Genomic DNA, 18,640 nt, shown 5'->3' on the forward strand with positions numbered 1-18,640 from the left:
CATATACGAAAACCGATAGCCCAAAGCATCGTATATAGTCAGCTATATCTTCCACCTTCCTCTTCCACCTCCCACCTTCCTCTTCCACCTCCCTCTTTCTCCCGCTCACTTTTTATAAAAAAAATGCTTGCGTTCTGCGCAAAATTAAAATACTGTACATCCATACAGTATATTTGCATTTAAGGAAATACAGATGATTAACGCAGCCAAAAACATTAACAAAGAAACTATGCAAGCTATTGAAAATAAAGCTTTAGTGACAAATACAGGTCTAGTTTCTCCGGCAGCAAATATCGTTCCGTTTCCAGGTAATAACTTTCAAAAACGTGAAAAAAGCCAGTTAGTTTGTTCTTGGAAAGATGTGTATCAGCAGAATTTAATTCGCCATCAAAGTGACAAATGGGTGATGGTAGTTAATGCCAACAAGGCTCAACTAAAGGCATTATCGATTCTCGAAAACACCAACAATATGTTGGCAGTTAACCCGAAAAAAGAAGTGAAATTTGCTACCCTAATTAACACAATTAAAGCTGGGAACTGTTCAACATTAATGATTGCAGATCAGCAATTCACTGAACAACAATTGCGCTTGTTAACGATTACCGCAGAGCAACACGATTGTCGTTGTATCGTGATTGAAGAAGAAATGAGTTTAATGGCTGTTGCTCACTAATCTGAATAGATTCGACGTGCGCTTATTACTGATTTTATCACGACATAGCCACTGAAAGGTTACCGTTATTTCCGTATAAACAGTTCTATAACGCTATTTTTCTTACCCTTTCTAGTAGATAGAATCCTGATTAATAAACGATTCTGTCAACCCAGGAAATGGACTGTAAATAGCTCAGCATTTCGGTTGATAGAGGATTTTTCTCAAGATTTACCAGTTCCAGATTCGGGTTTTGATCAAGATTTATATAACCTATCTGGTTACCATAAAGAACCAAAGATCTTAATTCTGGAAAAGCTTCAACATCAACGCTGTATAAATAACTATCCATCACCGCATAACGTTGTAGCACTTGACTGCCAATGACAATAGACTCCAAGTTTGAATTGCGGATATCTAACCACGATAAAGCCTTATTGTTGGACAAATCCAGATAGTCAGCCCCGATGAATAACATATCTAACTTTTCTAATGCCGTTGCTTCTGAAAAATCCAGGAAACGTAAGTCTCTGTAGGGATTGCGTCCCACCAGATAAGCTTCTTGCAAAAATTCTTGTGAGCCTAGGTCCAAATCAATAATACTGACGCCTGCAAGATTGAGTTTGGTAAGGTTTGGATTGTGGCTAAAATCGAGTTCGTTAAGATAACGATTTGTCCAAATCTCAAATGACGTGAGTTCTGGGTTTTGGCTAAGATCCATGGTCTGAATGCCGCAATCATCACATCTGAATGTTTGTAGATTAGGAAATAGGCTGCCATCAAAATCAACCTGTGATCCCATATAACCTAGATGCAGAGTTTTCAGATTATAAAACTGGCTCATTTCTTCAAGCGCATTTTGGTCCAGCAATCCGCTATCCGTGCTTCTACAAGATAGTACTTCTACCTCGCCAATTTTTTCGTAATCATTATAGGAAGCGCTTTGGCTAACGCATTCCGATAGTGCCATCGAAGAAAAGCTAATACTGTCGATACTTTCACTATCATTGCCGTCGTTGCAGCCCAGTAATAATAATCCGGTTAAAACAGGTAAAACAGCACGAACATTCATAAGAACTCCTTTCTTTTAGTTAGTAAAGTAAATTGATTGGGGAAGCTTCCATATATTCAATAGCGGCGACTAGTTTTTATCTAAATACACATCCAACTCATAGGTTTCGTAGGAACATGTGGTTTCGATAGGGGTAATTTCTTCGAAGGATTGACTGACGAATCCCGCCTTTTCAACAAGGACGTCGTGTCCAACCAAATCATAACCACCGACAATGCTATTAGTGTTTTCACAATCACTGAGTGCAGAACCATAAATGGTTTCAGAATTGTCAGGGCTGGAAATGGTTACGATGGCGTCACAGACATTGAGTGCTTCCATGTCCATATCAAAGAAATTCACACTTATCGCTGGGATTACGACGGGTTCGACAACGGTTGGACATTCTTCGGTGTCATCCTTGCTACCACCACAGGCAGACAGAACAGCAGCAGACGCTAAAATCAAAATACTACGAAACATGAAACAATCCTTGTTTATTATCAGATACTTACGAAACTCATCATACCTATTCTGGTGATTAAGGTAAACCTCTTAAGCATGCATGATATTTAAGCTGACAAACAAGTGATTTGCTTAGCCTTTATGGATGATAATGGGGTCAGAGTCATCACTCTATAGGCACTAACCTAATGATATATATAGATATTGTTTTTTGGAAATTGACTCTGACCCCATGAAGATTTCAAAAATTATCACCCCAACATAAAGCTGACCAAAGCATAAATTATAAAAGCAACAAATATATTGGGAATACTCGGCAGAATCGCGGCGGCGACAGCCGCATACCAAAAACCTTCTTTTGTTTCTTGTGATCGTAAATTTGAAAGCTTGAGTGACTTGGCACCTTTATCAAATTCATTGTTGGCTTGGTTGATAGCCTTAAACATGTACTTATACAACGGCCAACAGATGATTGTCGATATGACGCCACAGGCGATTGCAAAATTTAAGTCCCACACCATCTTGAATGATACTCCTCGAGTTATTGTTTCAAGTTATTGAGATCGGATCGTTTAGCGAGCAAGAGTTCGTACAACTTCAAAAGTATATATAAATTTAAAGGGTCAGAGTCATCAACCAATAGGTACTAACCTAATGATATTTATGAATATTGTTTTTTTGAAATTGACTCTGACCCCATGAAGATTTCTGAATCATCGTTGAAGGATTTAAATTCCAAAGGGTTGCCGCTGAAATCCAGTACAAACATGGTTTGCTGCTGGCCGCTTTTGCCTTCATACCGGGTTTGAGGTTTAACAAGAAATTCCACATTCGCGTTCTCTAAACGTTTGGCTAACGTATTAAATTGCTCATAGGTTAACAGACAACCGAAATGTGGAATGGGTACATCGATGCCATCAACTTTACCGATGAAATCCAGTGGTTCAACTTTGCCAAGGTGTGCTGATAGTTGATGACCATAGAAATCAAAATCAACCCAGGTATCGGTCGAACGCCCTTCTTTACAACCCAGAATATCGATATAAAACGCTCTGGTGCCTGCTAAATCTTTCACCTTAAAGGCGTAATGAAAAGGATTAATCTTGGTTTGCAAATTTATACTCCCGCTCAACATGTACAACCTGAACGCGATAATCCGAATACCAACGCTCCTGCCCTAGCTTTTGAGCTTTTTTATGTAATGGGTGTTGTTTCCAATCGAGGATATGTTGCTTTGATGGCCAATAGGAAATCGCTACCTCTTTATCCCCCTCAGTAACGGCATTGAACTCTAAACAGCTAAACTCCGCGAAAGCCAAATCCCGCAAACGATTTGCCATTTGCAGGTATTCGTCATCTACTTGCTTCATGGTGGCGGTAAATATTACCGCATAAACCTGCTCAGTTTTAATGGTCATAACTCACCACGCGGGTAATTTTCCAGCCCTGCTCTGTCTTTTTCCAGATGTGTAAGAACTTGAATGTACCACAGTCATTTTTACCATTTTCTATATGACAAAACTGATGGGAACCGGTTTGAATCGCACCAAAACCTTTAATGGGATGTACTTCAAAGTCGTCACTAATCAAACGCCTGGTTGGACTGTCTTCACGGCTAAGTAAATTGCCGGTGTTAACGACATTCTGTTGGTAATTACTAAGGCCTCCAGTATCGTGATAAAACTCAAGATCTTCACTGAAATAGTGAAGCACGCCTTCAACATTTTTCGCATTAAAGGCGCTAAACAAGCCTTGATCCTGCTGATAAATCTCTTTCGCCAATGCTGGGTTAACCTGCTTCGAAAAATCGATATCCGGTGTTCCATTACCCTTGGCACATGCAATGGCAGGGATTTGTAAAAACAAGATTGCGAATAACAACTTGTTGAGTTTCATAATGACTCCATCAATTAAGTTCAATGGTTTTTCTATCTAACCTTGTTGCGTTGTTGCGTCTTTGTATTGGTGCGTTGTTATGTTGCTAGGTTCTAACATTTATCAGGCCAATACTGATACAATGTGCGCTATATCCATCTGTATTAATACCAATCCCATTAAGTTTGTGCACAACTCAGAGTTAGGGCCGAGGTTCATTTACAACATAGATTTTATTGATATAGTCATTCTATATTAATGAAATATAGGGCAGTAAATGGGCCTCTCACTAACTCCCTACGGGTGAGTTTTAAAGGCATTTGGACTACGTTACTGATTTTGGCTAATTTTGAGAGCGGAATAACCATTCTCTGCAATCAAAGCCTTGTCTAAACGCCTTTAAATTCTCACTGAGTGAGCAATAATTTAATGGGATTGGTATAAGTAATGTTAATGTCTCAATTCTGTCCTTGCGGTTCCACCCGAAATTATGCCGATTGCTGCCAGCCTCTGCACCTTGGACAGGCCGTTGCAGAAACTGCTGAACAGCTGATGCGTTCTCGTTATAGCGCCTATGCCCTAAAATTAGCACCTTATCTGGTGCAAACCTGGTCTCAACGAGAACGAGCCAACAATTCACAAGCGGACATTCAACAATGGGCTGAACAAACCATTTGGCTAAAACTTGAGATAATTTCTACTGACTACAGTGCTGATGATTTTCATTTTGTTGAATTTAGCGCTCAATATCTGCATCAGGGCAAACGTTGGTTAATGCAGGAAAATTCTCGTTTCTGTATGGAAGATGGTCAGTGGCGTTACCTCGACGGTGACGTTAAAGAACACCAACTACTTCCTGAATTAAAACGCAACGATCCTTGTCCGTGTGGCAGCGGTAAAAAATTCAAAAAATGCCACATGCTTCTAAGCAGCTAAATGCATTTCTCGGGTACAGAGAAATTGTCGGCTACTGACGCTGCCAGCGTTCAAGCTCGACCCTTTCCCCCTGCTCATTAAAACGCTCAAGGATCCAGACATCACCGTCGATACGGAAGGTGAATACATAACGCTCATTCGGGTTTTGTGTAAAGGAAGCTAAATTCAGCGTTTCCTGATATCGGTTCTGTTCTACTTTGTAGGTGCCAGCACCTGACGCCCAGAACTTACCATCAGCCATGCTGATAAAACTGAAATGACGTTTGTCTATCACTTTCAAAGCGGTCATTTTTAAATCGGCATAGCGCTTAATTTCACCCTTCTCGTTAACGTATTCGCCATCGAGTAGTCTCCAGGTGCCTAGTAATGATGAATGCGAATCGGGAGTATTTGATGCGATAGTTTTAAATGAGGTGAAAGATGCTGCGACCAGAAAAACCAGTAGCAAAAACGCCAGTTGTTTTAGAAAGGACTTGATTGTCATTAGCGCTATCTCGTTGTTTTTATTATCCTAATACCACATTAATATAGAATGACTATATCAATAAATTCTATGTTGTAAATGAACCTCGGCCCTAACTCTGAGTTGTGCACAAACTTAGTGGGATTGGTATAAGCTACTGCAATTACCGCCGCTTTACAATCCGTCAAATGTAACAAAACCAACTAGTCGAGTCGTTTTTTAAACCTTAGCGCTGCGATGGCTAAACCAAGAATGGTAAAACCGGCAAGCCAATATAGATCGAAGGTCATTTCCATCACTTCAACATCCCTTAACACCACGCCACGAATTAGCCGCATAAAGTGCGTTGCAGGCAAGGCTTCGGCAATGATCTGAGCAATTCTTGGCATCCCCTCATAGGGAAACATAAATCCCGATAACAATATCGAAGGTAACAGCACAAATACCGTCATCTGCATTGATTGCAATTGATTCTTGGCAATTGTTGAAATCACCAGACCAAGCACTAACGAAGCGGCGATGAACAGCAGGGTAATACCCGCCAACGCCAGCATACTGCCATTCATGGGCACATTAAAAATGAAATAGCCGAGACTCAAAATAAGCGTAACCTGAACTAACCCGATAAATATATAGGGAATGATCTTCCCTATCATCAGCTCGATAGATTTTAACGGCGTGTTTATCAACAGCTCGAGATTACCATGCTCTCTCTCGCGTACGATAGCGGCAGAGGTAAACATGATCATCGTCATGGTCAAGATAACCGCGACTAACCCTGGAACGATATTCACTACAGTTCGCTGTTCGGGGTTATACAACAAGGTGACTTCAAAGGTGGGTGTACTTCGGTTTGCTGGTTTGCTCATCAGCTCCGCTAATGACATATTCCGCAATCCTTTAATGCTCGCCGCCACCATGGTATCGGAACCATCCGTTAGCCATTGAGCGATGGGCCGCGATGTTTCTTCATCCGTTGATGGCGGTGTTCCTAAGCCAACGCTGTTATGTCGCACCAGACGTTGGCTCACATCTTTAGGGATAATGAATACCGCTCTGACTTCCTGACTGGCAATGGCATGCTCCGCTTCCTGAACCGAAGCGTAGCGGTTGGTAAATTCAACAACCTGGGTTGCGCCAATGGTTTGCACCAGGATCCGGCTTAACGCGGTTTGGCTCTGATCGACAAGACCGACGGGAATGTGGCGAATATTGGTATTGATGGCAAAACCAAATAACAGTAACTGAATTAACGGGATCATAATGACCATACCAAAGGTCATTCGATCACGTTTTAATTGCATCAATTCCTTATAAAAAATGGCCTGAATACGATGCAGGAAATTCATTGCCGTCCCTCACCCGTGCAGGTAACAAACACATCTTCAAGACTTGGACGTACGCTTGCCAGGGATGCAACTTCATCGCTGGTCAGATACTCGGCCAGATACGTTGTAGGATCTACCACAGATTTATCTATCAGCACCCTTAACCGGGTCCCCAATTGTGCCGCACTGATAATGGCATCAACTGTCAGGAGTTTATTTTTTAATTGCCGTATCCGAGTACTTTCAACTTCGACAACATTGGCATCCATCCCCTGCATCAGAGATTCCGGACTACCATCGGCTCGTTTGATCCCTGCTTCTAATATTGCCAAGCCATGGCAACGCTCCGCTTCATCCATATAATGGGTCGAAACCAGAATGCTGGTTCCCGACTCACTTAAATCAAATAATTGCTCCCAAAAATCTCTTCTCGATTCTGGGTCTACCGCTGATGTGGGCTCATCAAGAAATAACAGGTCTGGTTTATGAAGTACCGCCGCAGCCAAAGCCATGCGCTGGCGTTGGCCGCCACTCATGCTGCCGGCAAATTGATTGGCGAGACTATCAAGATTATATATCTCCAGTAACTCATCGATTCGTTGTTTTTGTCTGGCACCATGAATGCCATAAACTTTGGCAATAAAGCTCAAATTTTCCAGCACCGTTAAATCCCGATACATGGAAAATACCTGAGTCATATAACCAATATGATAGCGAAGGCGATTTGCTTCTTCCGGAAGCTGAAGGCCAAGCACATCAACTTCCCCATAGGTTGGGATCAACAAGCCGGTTAACATTCTAATAGACGTGGTTTTTCCACAGCCATTGGGGCCCAAAAATCCGTAAATCTTGCCGCGCTCGATATCTAAATCAAGATTTTGAATGGCCTTTAGCGAGCCGAAATCTTTACCCAGGCCTCTGGCCTTAATGACCAGTTCCTTTGAATCCTTGCGGATTTCACTCATGGCAGGTCCACCTGAACGGGAACACCACTGGCCAGATCTTTATGCTCATTGCTCAGTTGGATCTCCGCCAAGTACATGAGCCTTGCTCTTTCATCCTGGTTTAACGCGTAATAAGGGGTAAAAGCGGGCTCATGGGATATCCAGCGCACTTTTCCGGAAATGGCTTTATCCAAACCGTCAATATGCACGTTTAATTGATCGCCTACGGATATTTTGATGCGATAGGGTTCTGGCACATAGACTCTGGCATAGGGTGCGTCGCCAGCCATTACAATGGCCAGAGGACTTCCTGTGGTAACCCGCTCTCCCAGATTCCAGGGCAGATTGTCTAAAATGCCATTACGGGTAGCGCGAATGGTTAAATCTTTTAACTTTTTCTCCTGAGCTGCAAGTGAGGCTTTAGTAGCGTCTAAGTGAGCTTCTGCCATTTGAATATCTTCAGGACGCGAACCATTAGTTAATTCACGTAATTCCTCTTCAGCGGAATCTAATGCTGCCTGGTCGGAATCCCGGGTAGCAAGCGCTCTTGATAAGTTCGCTTTAGACATTAGGTTTTGAGCTGCCAGCTCTTCAGCTCGTTTGTAATTAGCCTGACTATCTACCAATGCCGCGCGGCTCCCAGCAACTTTCGCACTGGCTGCAGCAACTTCCTCCTCGCGGGCGCCGTTGCGAAGCTTATCAAGATTTGCCATCGCCTCAGCAACATCGGCATGAGCCCGAGCTACTTCAGCCTTTTGGGCGGTATCATCCAGCTTAACGAGGATCTGGCCTTTGTGTACCGTACTGCCCTGCACCACAGGTAAATCTGTGACCACCTCATTAATGGTTGCCGTATGGGCAATACGGTCTCGCTCGAGGGTTCCTAGTGCAACATTAGTCTGGCGCTGATCACAGCCTGTCAGACACAACATAACTAGCATAATAGAGATGATTGGGATCTGTCTCATTAACGTCTCCAATGTGGCAGTGCGTGAGGGAGTATGATTAATACCAATCCCATTAAATTATTGCTCACTCAGTGAGAATTTAAAGGCTTTTAGACAAGGCTTTGATTGCAGAGAATGGTTATTCCATTAACTCAAAATTAGCCAAAATCAGTAACGCAGGATAAATGCCTTTAAAACTCACCCGGAGGGAGTTAGTGAGAGGCCCATTTACTGCCCTATATTTCATTAATATAGAATGACTATATCAATAAAATCTATGTTGTAAATGAACCTCGGCCCTAACTCTGAGTTGTGCACAAACTTAATGGGATTGGTATAACAGTGTCGTTGTTTAAGACTTTAATAACGGGCAGTTGCTTGGCAAAACCATGGGTATTTCGCCAGCTAACACCCTAAATTCTATGTTCTTTTCGTTGATTGGTTCGCCATCAAGATTTACCGGCATAGTCTCTTTCGCACACCATTTAACCCCTTTGGTTTGCATACGGCGCACAAACTTACCATCCATTTCCGGCTTGTCCTGGATCTCAACCAACTCTTTAAATACATCCGATACCGATTCGGGAGGAAATTCGCTTATTGCGACGACATCGATTAACCCGTCATTAATAAAGGCGTGTGGAGCCAGTTGCTGACCACCTCCTGCCTGACGACCATTGCAAGCCGCAGCGACAATAACATTGACTTCCTCTTCCTCGCCATCAACCTCGATGGTTCCGGGAAACGGTGTAAAGTTAACCGCCTGGATGAGGCCAGATAAGGTGTAAGCACCGCCACCGAGAAAATTCTTTAACGCTACCGGTGTGGTAGAGGTAACCTGTGCACCAAAGCCACCACTGGCAACGTTAATAAAAAAGTGCTCATTAGCTTTGGCAACATCGACCCAAAAAACATCGCCAGACATTGCCAATTGCAAAGCCTTGGTTAAGTCTTCATCAATGCCTGCAGAGGTCGCAAAATCATTGGCAGTCCCTAACGGGAAAACGCCCATTTCCGGACGCTGATCTTTATCAAGCGCCATCAACGCGGCTGTGGTTTCATTGACCGTGCCATCACCACCACCAGCAATAATGCGGGTAACGCCTTGTGCCACAGCTTCCTCGACAAACCTTGCAATATCACCACCTTCATAGGTGACTCTGACATCCAACTGCGCATCTTCCCGGCATTTAGCAATCGCGTCTCGGACCGATTCTAATCCAGATTTCTTGCCGTTAAGTAATAACCTTGGAGGTACAGACACTAAATTTCCTCCCCAAAGGTTTGCAATTGGCCTTGTTGTTTTCTAGGCCAGGTAAGAATAAATTTTGCGCCACCCAAACTGGAATCTTCTATGGTTGCATTGCCGTGATGCCAGATCATGATTTTTCGAGTGATGGCCAGGCCAAGCCCAAGCCCACCGGTATCTTTACCACGACTTTCATCGAATCGTGAGAAAGCATCAAAAATCACTTTTTTAAATTCGTCTTCTACCCCATCGCCATTATCCTCTACGCATATCTGGCACATTTGGTTATCGGCGCTGACCGAAACTAACACTTTGTCTTTGGTGTAACGAACGGCATTTTCGATCAAATTAGAAACCGCTCGATTTAAAAAGTGTGGATCGTATTCGATAAGAAGTTCAGATTGCGGTGGTTTTAAATGAATCGAACCATCAAAATGTAATGAAGCACTATGCACCTGATGGCGCAGTAATTCGGTAAGATTCCCCATCGAAAAGCTTAAGTTAGGTTGCTCGTTTTCAAAGGAAGCATATACCAGCATCTCTTTTACCAACACTTCCAGTTCGTTGACATCATTGCTGATATTTTCCAGGTATTTTTCCCGATCGGTTTCTTCTCGGGCGGCTTTTAAAACTTCCAGGGAAAATCGGCTGCGCGCCAACGGGGTTCTCAGTTCATGGGCAACAGCATTGGTGAGTTCTTTGTGAGAAGTGACCAGAGAATTAATGCGACCAGCCATCTTATTAAAGGTTTGTGCCATCGGACGTATTACCGATGATCGGGTATTTAAAACTTTGGCGTTAAAGTTGCCTTGGGTAAATTGCTGCAAAGCCCGGTCGAACATGCTGAGATCCCGGGAAATTGGCCAGATCCAGACAAATAACACTAAGCCGAGAGTGAGAATAATAAACAGGCGAATAATCGCTGCGGTTCTGGGTCGGGTTGGCGATTTAACAGGTCCCAATACCAGCACCTTATCTTCCTGTTCCATAACATGAAACAAGGTGATGCGTTTATCGTCGTAATAGACACTGATGTTATCAAAGACAATGTGATTGGAATCCGGTGCGATCAAATGAATGTTCGCCCGGTCTTCGACTTTCATTGGTAAGGCGTATCGCAAAGAGGCCTGCTCAACAATCCCGGCCCATTCATCGACAGGTTGCTCGAGAAGATCTTCTTCAACGGCCCGTAACACGGTCTTGTAACCCGTATAAGATTCTACGTCCTGCTCAACCTGAATGCTCCAGAATTCATCGAGCACCCAATTAAGGACGCCTAATCCAACAATAATCAGGCAGTAAAGCGCAAAAAAGGAACGACCTAACGTCATGGATTAATCCCATGCATCAGCCACAAACAAATATCCCTGTCCCCAAATCGTTTTGATTCGAAATGGACTTTCGTTGGAGTCGTGGAGTTTTTTTCGAAGTCGTGAGATGCGCACATCAACACTTCTGTCCATACCATCGTATTCACGTCCTACAACGGCTTTGTATATGTAATCCCGGTTCTGAACTTCGCCAGCACGATTTGCAAGTAGCCAGAGCAAGTCAAATTCCTGTGACGTTAATTCAATGTTTTCCCCGTCTAAAATGACCTGACGGGAGTTCTTATTCACATACAGTTTTCCGCAGGTAACCTCACCTTTATCCTGAGCGCCCTGAGCCATCCGCCCTCTTCGTAATAACGCATGGATTCGGGCGAGCAATACCCTTGGTTCCACAGGTTTTGCTACATAATCATCGGCACCAATTTCCAAACCAAGTACCTGATCAAAATCTGTGCTTTTGGCGGTTAACATCAAGATAGGGTTTTGATAGGTCATGCGTAGATCGCGGCAAACGGAAAAGCCGTCTTTACCCGGCAACATAACATCTAAGACGATTAGATCCGGGGAAAATGTTTCCACCACTTTCTCTACGGTGTCGCCGCGAAATTCCTGTTTGACGTGGAAATCTTCGGCAACCAGAAAATCTTTGATTAAATCTGAGAGTTGGCGATCATCTTCGACAAGCAGAATTTTCGTTAAACTGGCTGGACTTTCTGACATACCTTTCTCCTAAAACCGCATGTTTTAACGGTCTTTTTTAATTCCTGAACCCTGACATATTGCCCAGGTAAATTTATATATTGAGATAAGGTACTAGTTTAGTAGGAAATTCTGGTTTCAGCGGCTTTTGTTAAATACTTCTTTCGTTCAAACCAGAGGTAACCCATGGTTATGATCAGTGCCAACCAGATCCAGAATTTATTCATTGGTTGATAATTTTCCGAACCCTTGGCTTTTGAATTGGAATCTTTGTTAATGACCGCTTGTGTCACATCAAGGTTTTTACTTGCCAGATGCTTTTGATAGTCACGATGAACGCTGAAGCCAGACTGCGGATAAACGTATCGCCAGTGTTCAGCAACTGTCTCATCGGTATTGGTAAGCGTATATTGTTGCCACCCCGTTTGTTGAGGAAAATCTACACCGCAGTATTGCGACAGATGCGGTTGTTTTTTTCTTAACGGAATTGTCCGGCCTTCACCGGTTTCATTGAATGTTTTAAGAGAGTAACCTTGAGGATCAACTGCTGAGCTATTGCCGTTCGCCGTTGAATCGTTGATCAAAACACACAATAGATTGTTCTCATAGATACTCAAAAGTTCAGCATCCGATTGCGGGAAGAACTCTGAAGTTACCTTTACCCGCGCGCTTACTTGCATCAAATACTGCCAGTAAGTCTGAAAGTCCTGTCGATTTGATGAAAGTTGCCATTGATAGGCATTGGTCAAACTGGTTAAAGTAATTCGTCCCTGGCCTTGTTGGGCAAACATCGCGACCTGTTCGCTGGCTGGGTTTTCAATCAATATCTGGCTCTGACCAGAAGCGAACTCAAATCTATTAGCCTGATGATTTAAAAATGCCAATCGGCTGCCGTCCGCTAAGGAAAAATATAACTCAGTGGCATTGGGACTCACCTTTTTATTACGATTGTCTGACTTTAATATTTGTAACCCAGACAATTGCTGCAAGGCGTTTTGGCTGGCTTGATTATCCATCAACACAATCACTCCCAGGCCTGCTTTAATTGCAGCAAGTAACGATTGCCGCTCAGCAATGTCAAGTTGCTCAACCATGCGACCATCGATTAGCAGTACATCAACATTCGCCAGTATTGTTGCATCGAAAAGATTTGTCTGTGCGGATAGTGTTGCTGCCCCTGCAAAACCCTGCTCGAGATTACTATGCTGCAGTAAAAACCTTTCCTGACTAATCCGGGTTCTGGTTATTACGCCATGCTCTTGTTGTTGCAAAAGATTCTTTAAGTGACGAGTCTCAAAAGATGGCGAAGACTGCATCATCAATACCGTCATCTTAGGCGCTTCGATAACTGAAACCGCGAGTTGTTCACTGCTCAACGGCGTTTCTTGTATCGATTCAGGTTCCACAACTTGCTGTTGTTGCTGGTGGTCGTGATCAAGATTCAGCGGTCCAAAATGGATATGCTCAGTATGCTCATGTCCTTCATGTTGATGCTCATCATGCTGAGGCTCTTTATGTTGGTGTTCTGCATGGCCAGCACTATCTTCACCCAGCTTCGGTTTTGCTGCGATAGCGCCACCTCGATAAAGACTTAATTGATACAAAGCATGGCCGCTTACATCGGCAGGTAATTGCGTAGAAAATGTTTGATTGGCTCTTAAACCTTTAACCTGAGCAATAATTTCGCCGCCTGGATCAGTAACCTCGAGATTATACAAAGCCGATGGTTTGCCTTGAATTTGGCCACTCAAACTCCAGTTTTGGCCAAGATACACCTGCTTTCGCCACTGTAGATCGCGAAACCCGGGCGTCGATAAATCCGCTGGGCGGTATTGAATGTTTTCAATATTTGCCAGTTGATACTGTTGTTGGGTAAATCCATGGCCATGGACTACTAACTCTTCAAGTGTCTGATTTTGCCAGTACCAATTACTCAAATCATTAACGAGCCCAGATTGCAGGCGATTGCTTTGAGCAATAGTCTCAACAGAATAATTGGCAGCAGTATCTCGATGCCAATGTTCAATAAGCGCCTGGGTCAACCAATGATTATCCTTAGGGTGCGAACTTATGGATTCATTAACCTGCGTCGGGTTTACGCCCGAAGTGTAGAGATGATTAACGGTTTCAGATCCGCTTGAATCTTGATAAACAGGCATCAATAAAAATAACGCCAAAGCAAATACCAGCAGATTTAGCAGTACCAGCCAGGACTTTTTCAACCAGTGTTGTCGGCGTTGCCGGATAATGCCCCAAATGTTGATAGCAAATCCTAAAATCAGCACCGCTAGCAGCAGGAAATGTGAGTTTTGCAACACAATCTCATACTGTTGTTCTGGCGCTGTTGTTAAATGAATTCGCATATCCATTAGGGCTGTTTTGTTCCTTGTTGATTATCTGTTTCACTTATTTGAGCTCGAGTATCAAGCGAAAACTCAGCCGATATAAAGCTTCGGCGTTGAAACAGGCTTTTTTCCGATTCTGGTAACATACGATGAAGCTTTTGTTTGATGTCCTGCCAACATGATTCACAACTATCCACCATCAGGCTTTGTTCGGCCTGCAATTTCTGACTCATAGAAACAAAGCGTATAAGTTCAGGCTGTTGCTCTAATCTTTGATTGAAGACTTGTTGAACTTGGTTAACCAAACGGGCGATATCGTCATTCCATTGATTCAAAGCTGCCGCCTGCATTTGCTGATAGATAACCGTTAAATCATCTTCATCAATTTCTACCGCTTGCTGCTCGCTAATATCTTCAATGTCTGATAAATCGCCCTGATAGCGACGCTCTTCACTTACTGGTGGCGGTTCAAATCCCAGGCGTTTCACATAAATACGATCGGCTTTTTGGGCACGGGTTAGATACACCAGAGCCTGCTCTTCATGGGGCAAGGCTTTATCTGGGCGATGTAACATCAATTCCAATTCCGCCTGCCACATAAACGACAACGCCATTTTCATTAAAGCTTTAGGATCAAGGGCGCTATACACGCCAACGTCAGCGCCTTCATGGGCATGACCAAAGGTACTAATTAACTCTTTGGCGCCAGATAAATCCTGCTCCGCTCGCAGGCCGCCATCATCAAAGCTTTCGTGGCCATGACCATGACTATGATCGGTGTGATCAATCGCTTCATTTCCATGTTCAACACCCGGACCACTTAAATCAATGGCTTCGGCTTCACCGCTTTGGGATTGGTGATCATGATCGTCGTGATCATCATGGTCGCTATGCTCTGAGTCATGACTACCTCCTTCATCAAAGCCTTCGTATTCATCACCCAGATATTGTCCATATTTAACTTTAAGATCGCCCTGGGCAAAGCCTAATTGTTTGGATGTATGATTAAATTCCGCTTTTGCTAACAGCCGGGTATCGGCAATTAACTGCTTGGTTTCGATAATGATCTGACGCTGACTTTTAAAATACTCAGGCAAAATATCCAGCACCATGCCATCGGCGAGAACCACGGCATTATCTTCATCCAACCAACGCAGGATGTAGGTTCGAGAACGGTTTTCTAACCCATCGGGACTGCGGTTATCCGTTGCCACAACGGTAAAATACAACTCATCCCCTGGCTCCATTTCCAACGCCGTTAAATCAAATTGTTTAAAAAGCTGATAGCGAGGTATTTGCCGATTTGACGTTTCCGTATCGCTAACAGCTTGCATAGACATCATTGGATTAAAACTGCCAGCGGCAAGCTCATTATTGAGCCAGGTAAAATCCAATGTCTGGGACGCGATTTCGGTTTGAGTTTTAACGTTCGCATTATCAGTGGTTAAGGAAGCAATGCTATCAAACTCCATTTGCAAGTCGCGGAATTTCACCGCCTCGCCACTGCCTTTGGCGATCGAGGCCAGGATATAGGCGTTTTCCAATCCGAAATCATCAAAAATCTGAACTTCTAAAGACAAGGTCGGCTCAGCGTTCATGTCCACTTGAGTTATGGTTTTTTGAGGGGTTTCGACACGAATAACAGGCGGCCGATCGTTGATAGCTTCTATGGTATAGCGATAATCGGTAATGACATTGTTACTCGTCTCATCTGACAGTTCACTGGAAGGATTTTTAAAATTGAATCGGTAAGTCTGGGTTTGGCTGACAATCTTACTCGCTTCATAAATGCCCTGGCCTTTGGCAATCAAGGCAAGCTCAGAGCCATCACTGAATTCGATAACGGCATCATTAACTTCCTGATTAAGGGTTAACGTCCAGGTTAATCTTGAGCCCTCAATGATTTGCACCGCTGGTGTTTGGCTTTCATAACCGCCTATGCCGGTATAAACCGGTGCTTCGATTTGAATCGTTAACTCGTCAATATTTAACGGCATCGCCTGTGATGAAGGCATGTGAGACACATCGGCCTCAAACTTACTTTCCAGCAATGTTGAGGTTCGCCAAACATTAATCACAGAGAACAAGGTAACGCCAGCAAGCAGCGCAATAAATTGCGATTTCTTCGGGTGGTTAAATACCTCAGGTAAAACAGGAAATTGATGGGTGTTTAACAAGCCGCTGACAAACTGTTTTGTTCGTTGTTTTTGCAGTTTCTCGATTGGATTTAAGCTTTCACTGCGTCGGGCGAGCAAGTCACCACTGTGATTCATGCTGTCGTATTTGTTATCCAGATAATCGAGCCAGGTTTCAAAACAAATCTCTGTCCAACGTGAGCGTCGCAACAGGTATATCAACGCCGATAAACCGATAACCGCGGATAACAGCGGTTTGGCAACGAAAAACCATTGCTGTTTATCGTTGCTTGCAATCACATTGGTGATTACATCTAATGCCAGATAACAGCCGTAAGCGAGTAATATCGCTGAAACCAGAGCCAGAAAAAAACGCTGGCGACGAAAACGTCTAAGCAAAAATGCAATCTCACCACAATCCTCAAAGCTGAGATCGCTTAACTGATGCAGTCTGTCGACGCTGAGATCTTTGCCGAACCAATAATCAAAAAACCTAGAGGGCATCATAATTTGCCTCCTCCGGTTTTACGCTTCGTCTCACCCGCCATTCACTGAAAAGCCGCTCTGAAATCAACAGCAGCGCAAACATCCAGGCGAGAATATCCTGCCAGTACTGAAACTGAGATTTTTGGCTTGCATTCAATTGTTGGGTCTGTTGCTTGGCAATCGCTGTGGCTAACGAGGCAAACTCTTCTGTCGCTTGCGATTCAGCATTAACAGCCTTGTTATCTAGGGTGGCTGGCTGATTCAACCGCTGAAACCAAGGCTCTGGTAGTAAATAGTTTTGGTTAAAGTTTTGTTGAATGCGTTGATTGAACATCAAAAAATAAAGTAGATGCGGCAATTGTCTTTGCTCAAGAATACCTGACCACTCAGGATGGAAACGACTATTGAATTGCCAAAGGTTTATTCTGTCCTGATATACACCTGCGCCCTCTTCGCTGGTTTTAGTGAGGGCAACATCGCTAATTCTTAAAAGCGTCGTCTCGCCCAATTGCCAAACATTTTGCTGAAAATGATTAATTTGTTGATATTCATCGAACAGCGAACCGTTACCATCGTCGCTTAACCGCTTTTTAACTTGCACGTCTTCAAGCAACATACCGGTAAACTGAGATTTCTGTTGTTCAAGGCTAAGCTCGGTGAACGACATAGTATTGGCTTGCGTTGATGAGCCTATTGCATCTTCTAAAAGCAAAAACCCATCATCCGCTAAAATGTCGGCCAGCGAATCGACAATCCCATAGATAGAATCGTTATTGCCAGCGCCTTGTTTGCCTAAAGCCGGCAAGTAAATGATACCGCTCACGGCATCACTTTTATCAACCAAGTCTTGCCATTGTGAAGGCACAATTAATTCAACTTGGATCGTTCCCAGACCGGCTTTATCAATTTGACCAAGTGCGGCTCGCAGCAACTGAGCATGGATGTTCCTGCTTTCATCGGCAATGATCACCACTTGCTTTTCAGTTGATGCCGTTAAACTCGCCAAACTATCTTTTGCAGATGCAGGTTCAACAAACTGCCAGTTTAGTTGCACGGCGATATCAACTGGCTCTAATTGCTGTCGGTAATATTCTAATTGCCGGGACGCATAAAGGGTTATCGTTTCCACCTCCGCGTATTGTTTCTGGCTTTGCAGCGCTTCAATGAAATTCACTATCCCCTGCCAATGGTTCGCAGGATATTTATCCGGATGAGCGTCCGGATGATTAGTGCCAATATTCGCTTGTTGCCGATAATCCTCAAGCCAGGCTTTATCATCATTGTTGGTTTTAGCCTCGGCAAGTTGCCTTAACGACGTTTCAGAGATGTTGTTAAAGCCTGGGTTCAATAAAAAAGCCATGCTCTGTGTGTTTCGCATCTGCTCTGCCAGCGTTTCTATGTCGGCAGCACTGGATTGCTGAAGGTAATCAACACTCAACAGATGAACGTCTTTTGGAAAAAATTTTGGTTTTGAATCGTTAAAAAACATCCCCGCCAGCAAGAGCACAGTGACAAAAACCAGCAGGCTTCGGAGTACAAACAACCATTTTTCCTGCAACTGAATATGTTGTCGGGCGAGAGGTTTGGTGTCAGGCAACAGGTTTAGTTGCGAAAAAGCCTGGGTTTTGGGTTTTTGCTGAGTAAACCAATGGATCCAAATAGGTATAGCTAAGGCAAATATTCCCAACAAAAGCTGTGGCCAATAGAGATTGAATAACTCGAAAGCAACCAAAG

General features: G+C 43.6%; 18 protein-coding genes. 2 read left to right on the top strand and 16 right to left on the bottom strand.

Going from position 1 to position 18,640, the window contains the following annotated elements:
* Nucleotides 1-193 precede the first annotated feature (193 nt).
* Nucleotides 194-673, top strand: coding sequence for a hypothetical protein (locus FNC98_RS08970; RefSeq protein ID WP_143580906.1), 480 nt, complete (start codon nt 194-196; stop codon nt 671-673).
* Nucleotides 674-803: 130 nt separating this feature from the next.
* Here FNC98_RS08970 and FNC98_RS08975 read toward each other — a convergent pair whose 3' ends face one another.
* From FNC98_RS08975 to FNC98_RS09000, 6 genes are all read right to left on the bottom strand, one after another.
* The gene (locus FNC98_RS08975) at nt 804-1,724 is read right to left on the bottom strand and encodes a hypothetical protein (protein ID WP_143580907.1); all 921 of its coding nucleotides are present in this window, start codon (nt 1,722-1,724) and stop codon (nt 804-806) included.
* A gap of 69 nt (nt 1,725-1,793) precedes the next feature.
* Entirely contained in the window at nt 1,794-2,186 is a 393-nt protein-coding gene (locus tag FNC98_RS08980) for a hypothetical protein (RefSeq protein ID WP_143580908.1), read from the bottom strand.
* Between the two features lie 233 nt (nt 2,187-2,419).
* Nucleotides 2,420-2,614 carry a hypothetical protein gene (locus tag FNC98_RS08985; protein WP_143580909.1) on the bottom strand — a complete coding sequence of 65 codons (195 nt, stop codon included), beginning with the start codon at nt 2,612-2,614 and terminating at the stop codon, nt 2,420-2,422.
* Nucleotides 2,615-2,829: 215 nt separating this feature from the next.
* Nucleotides 2,830-3,282 carry a VOC family protein gene (locus FNC98_RS08990; protein WP_260680329.1) on the bottom strand — a complete coding sequence of 151 codons (453 nt, stop codon included), beginning with the start codon at nt 3,280-3,282 and terminating at the stop codon, nt 2,830-2,832.
* Nucleotides 3,266-3,586, bottom strand: coding sequence for an antibiotic biosynthesis monooxygenase family protein (locus FNC98_RS08995; RefSeq protein WP_143580911.1), 321 nt, complete (start codon nt 3,584-3,586; stop codon nt 3,266-3,268). Before FNC98_RS08995 ends, FNC98_RS08990 begins: the two co-directional genes overlap by 17 nt.
* Nucleotides 3,576-4,064, bottom strand: coding sequence for a nuclear transport factor 2 family protein (locus tag FNC98_RS09000; protein WP_143580912.1), 489 nt, complete (start codon nt 4,062-4,064; stop codon nt 3,576-3,578). Before FNC98_RS09000 ends, FNC98_RS08995 begins: the two co-directional genes overlap by 11 nt.
* A gap of 432 nt (nt 4,065-4,496) precedes the next feature.
* On the opposite strand from FNC98_RS09000, the gene FNC98_RS09005 reads away from it, so the two are divergent.
* On the top strand, nt 4,497-4,979 hold the full coding sequence (locus FNC98_RS09005; protein ID WP_143580913.1) for a YchJ family protein: 483 nt from the start codon (nt 4,497-4,499) through the stop codon (nt 4,977-4,979).
* Nucleotides 4,980-5,010: 31 nt separating this feature from the next.
* On the opposite strand, the gene FNC98_RS09010 is transcribed toward FNC98_RS09005, so the two are convergent.
* From FNC98_RS09010 to FNC98_RS09055, 10 genes are all read right to left on the bottom strand, one after another.
* Entirely contained in the window at nt 5,011-5,463 is a 453-nt protein-coding gene (locus tag FNC98_RS09010; protein ID WP_143580914.1) for a hypothetical protein, read from the bottom strand.
* Nucleotides 5,464-5,645: 182 nt separating this feature from the next.
* Nucleotides 5,646-6,791 (bottom strand): ABC transporter permease, encoded by a 1,146-nt coding sequence (locus tag FNC98_RS09015; protein ID WP_143580915.1) that lies wholly within the window; start codon nt 6,789-6,791, stop codon nt 5,646-5,648.
* Complete coding sequence (locus FNC98_RS09020) at nt 6,788-7,735, bottom strand: ATP-binding cassette domain-containing protein (RefSeq protein WP_143580916.1); 948 nt, start codon at nt 7,733-7,735, stop codon at nt 6,788-6,790. The genes FNC98_RS09015 and FNC98_RS09020 overlap by 4 nt, the downstream gene beginning before the upstream one ends.
* Nucleotides 7,732-8,682, bottom strand: a complete 951-nt coding sequence (locus FNC98_RS09025; RefSeq protein ID WP_143580917.1) for an HlyD family secretion protein — start codon at nt 8,680-8,682, stop codon at nt 7,732-7,734. The genes FNC98_RS09020 and FNC98_RS09025 overlap by 4 nt, the downstream gene beginning before the upstream one ends.
* A 331-nt stretch (nt 8,683-9,013) precedes the next feature.
* Complete coding sequence (yegS, locus tag FNC98_RS09030; protein ID WP_185967917.1) at nt 9,014-9,925, bottom strand: lipid kinase YegS; 912 nt, start codon at nt 9,923-9,925, stop codon at nt 9,014-9,016.
* Complete coding sequence (locus tag FNC98_RS09035; RefSeq protein WP_143580919.1) at nt 9,925-11,241, bottom strand: ATP-binding protein; 1,317 nt, start codon at nt 11,239-11,241, stop codon at nt 9,925-9,927. The genes yegS and FNC98_RS09035 overlap by 1 nt, the downstream gene beginning before the upstream one ends.
* Before the next feature lie 3 nt (nt 11,242-11,244).
* On the bottom strand, nt 11,245-11,961 hold the full coding sequence (locus FNC98_RS09040) for a winged helix-turn-helix domain-containing protein (protein WP_143580920.1): 717 nt from the start codon (nt 11,959-11,961) through the stop codon (nt 11,245-11,247).
* A 98-nt stretch (nt 11,962-12,059) separates the two neighbouring features.
* A complete protein-coding gene (locus tag FNC98_RS09045) occupies nt 12,060-14,309 on the bottom strand; it encodes a hypothetical protein (protein ID WP_143580921.1) in 2,250 nt (749 codons plus the stop codon).
* Nucleotides 14,309-16,927: a hypothetical protein gene (locus tag FNC98_RS09050; protein ID WP_143580922.1), complete on the bottom strand. Its 2,619-nt coding sequence runs from the start codon at nt 16,925-16,927 to the stop codon at nt 14,309-14,311. The genes FNC98_RS09045 and FNC98_RS09050 overlap by 1 nt, the downstream gene beginning before the upstream one ends.
* Nucleotides 16,914-18,638 (bottom strand): BatA domain-containing protein, encoded by a 1,725-nt coding sequence (locus FNC98_RS09055; protein ID WP_143580923.1) that lies wholly within the window; start codon nt 18,636-18,638, stop codon nt 16,914-16,916. The genes FNC98_RS09050 and FNC98_RS09055 overlap by 14 nt, the downstream gene beginning before the upstream one ends.
* Nucleotides 18,639-18,640: the final 2 nt, after the last annotated feature.

Origin of the sequence: Thalassotalea sp. PS06 (genome assembly GCF_007197775.1) — a bacterium.
Lineage (GTDB): Bacteria > Pseudomonadota > Gammaproteobacteria > Enterobacterales > Alteromonadaceae > Thalassotalea_A.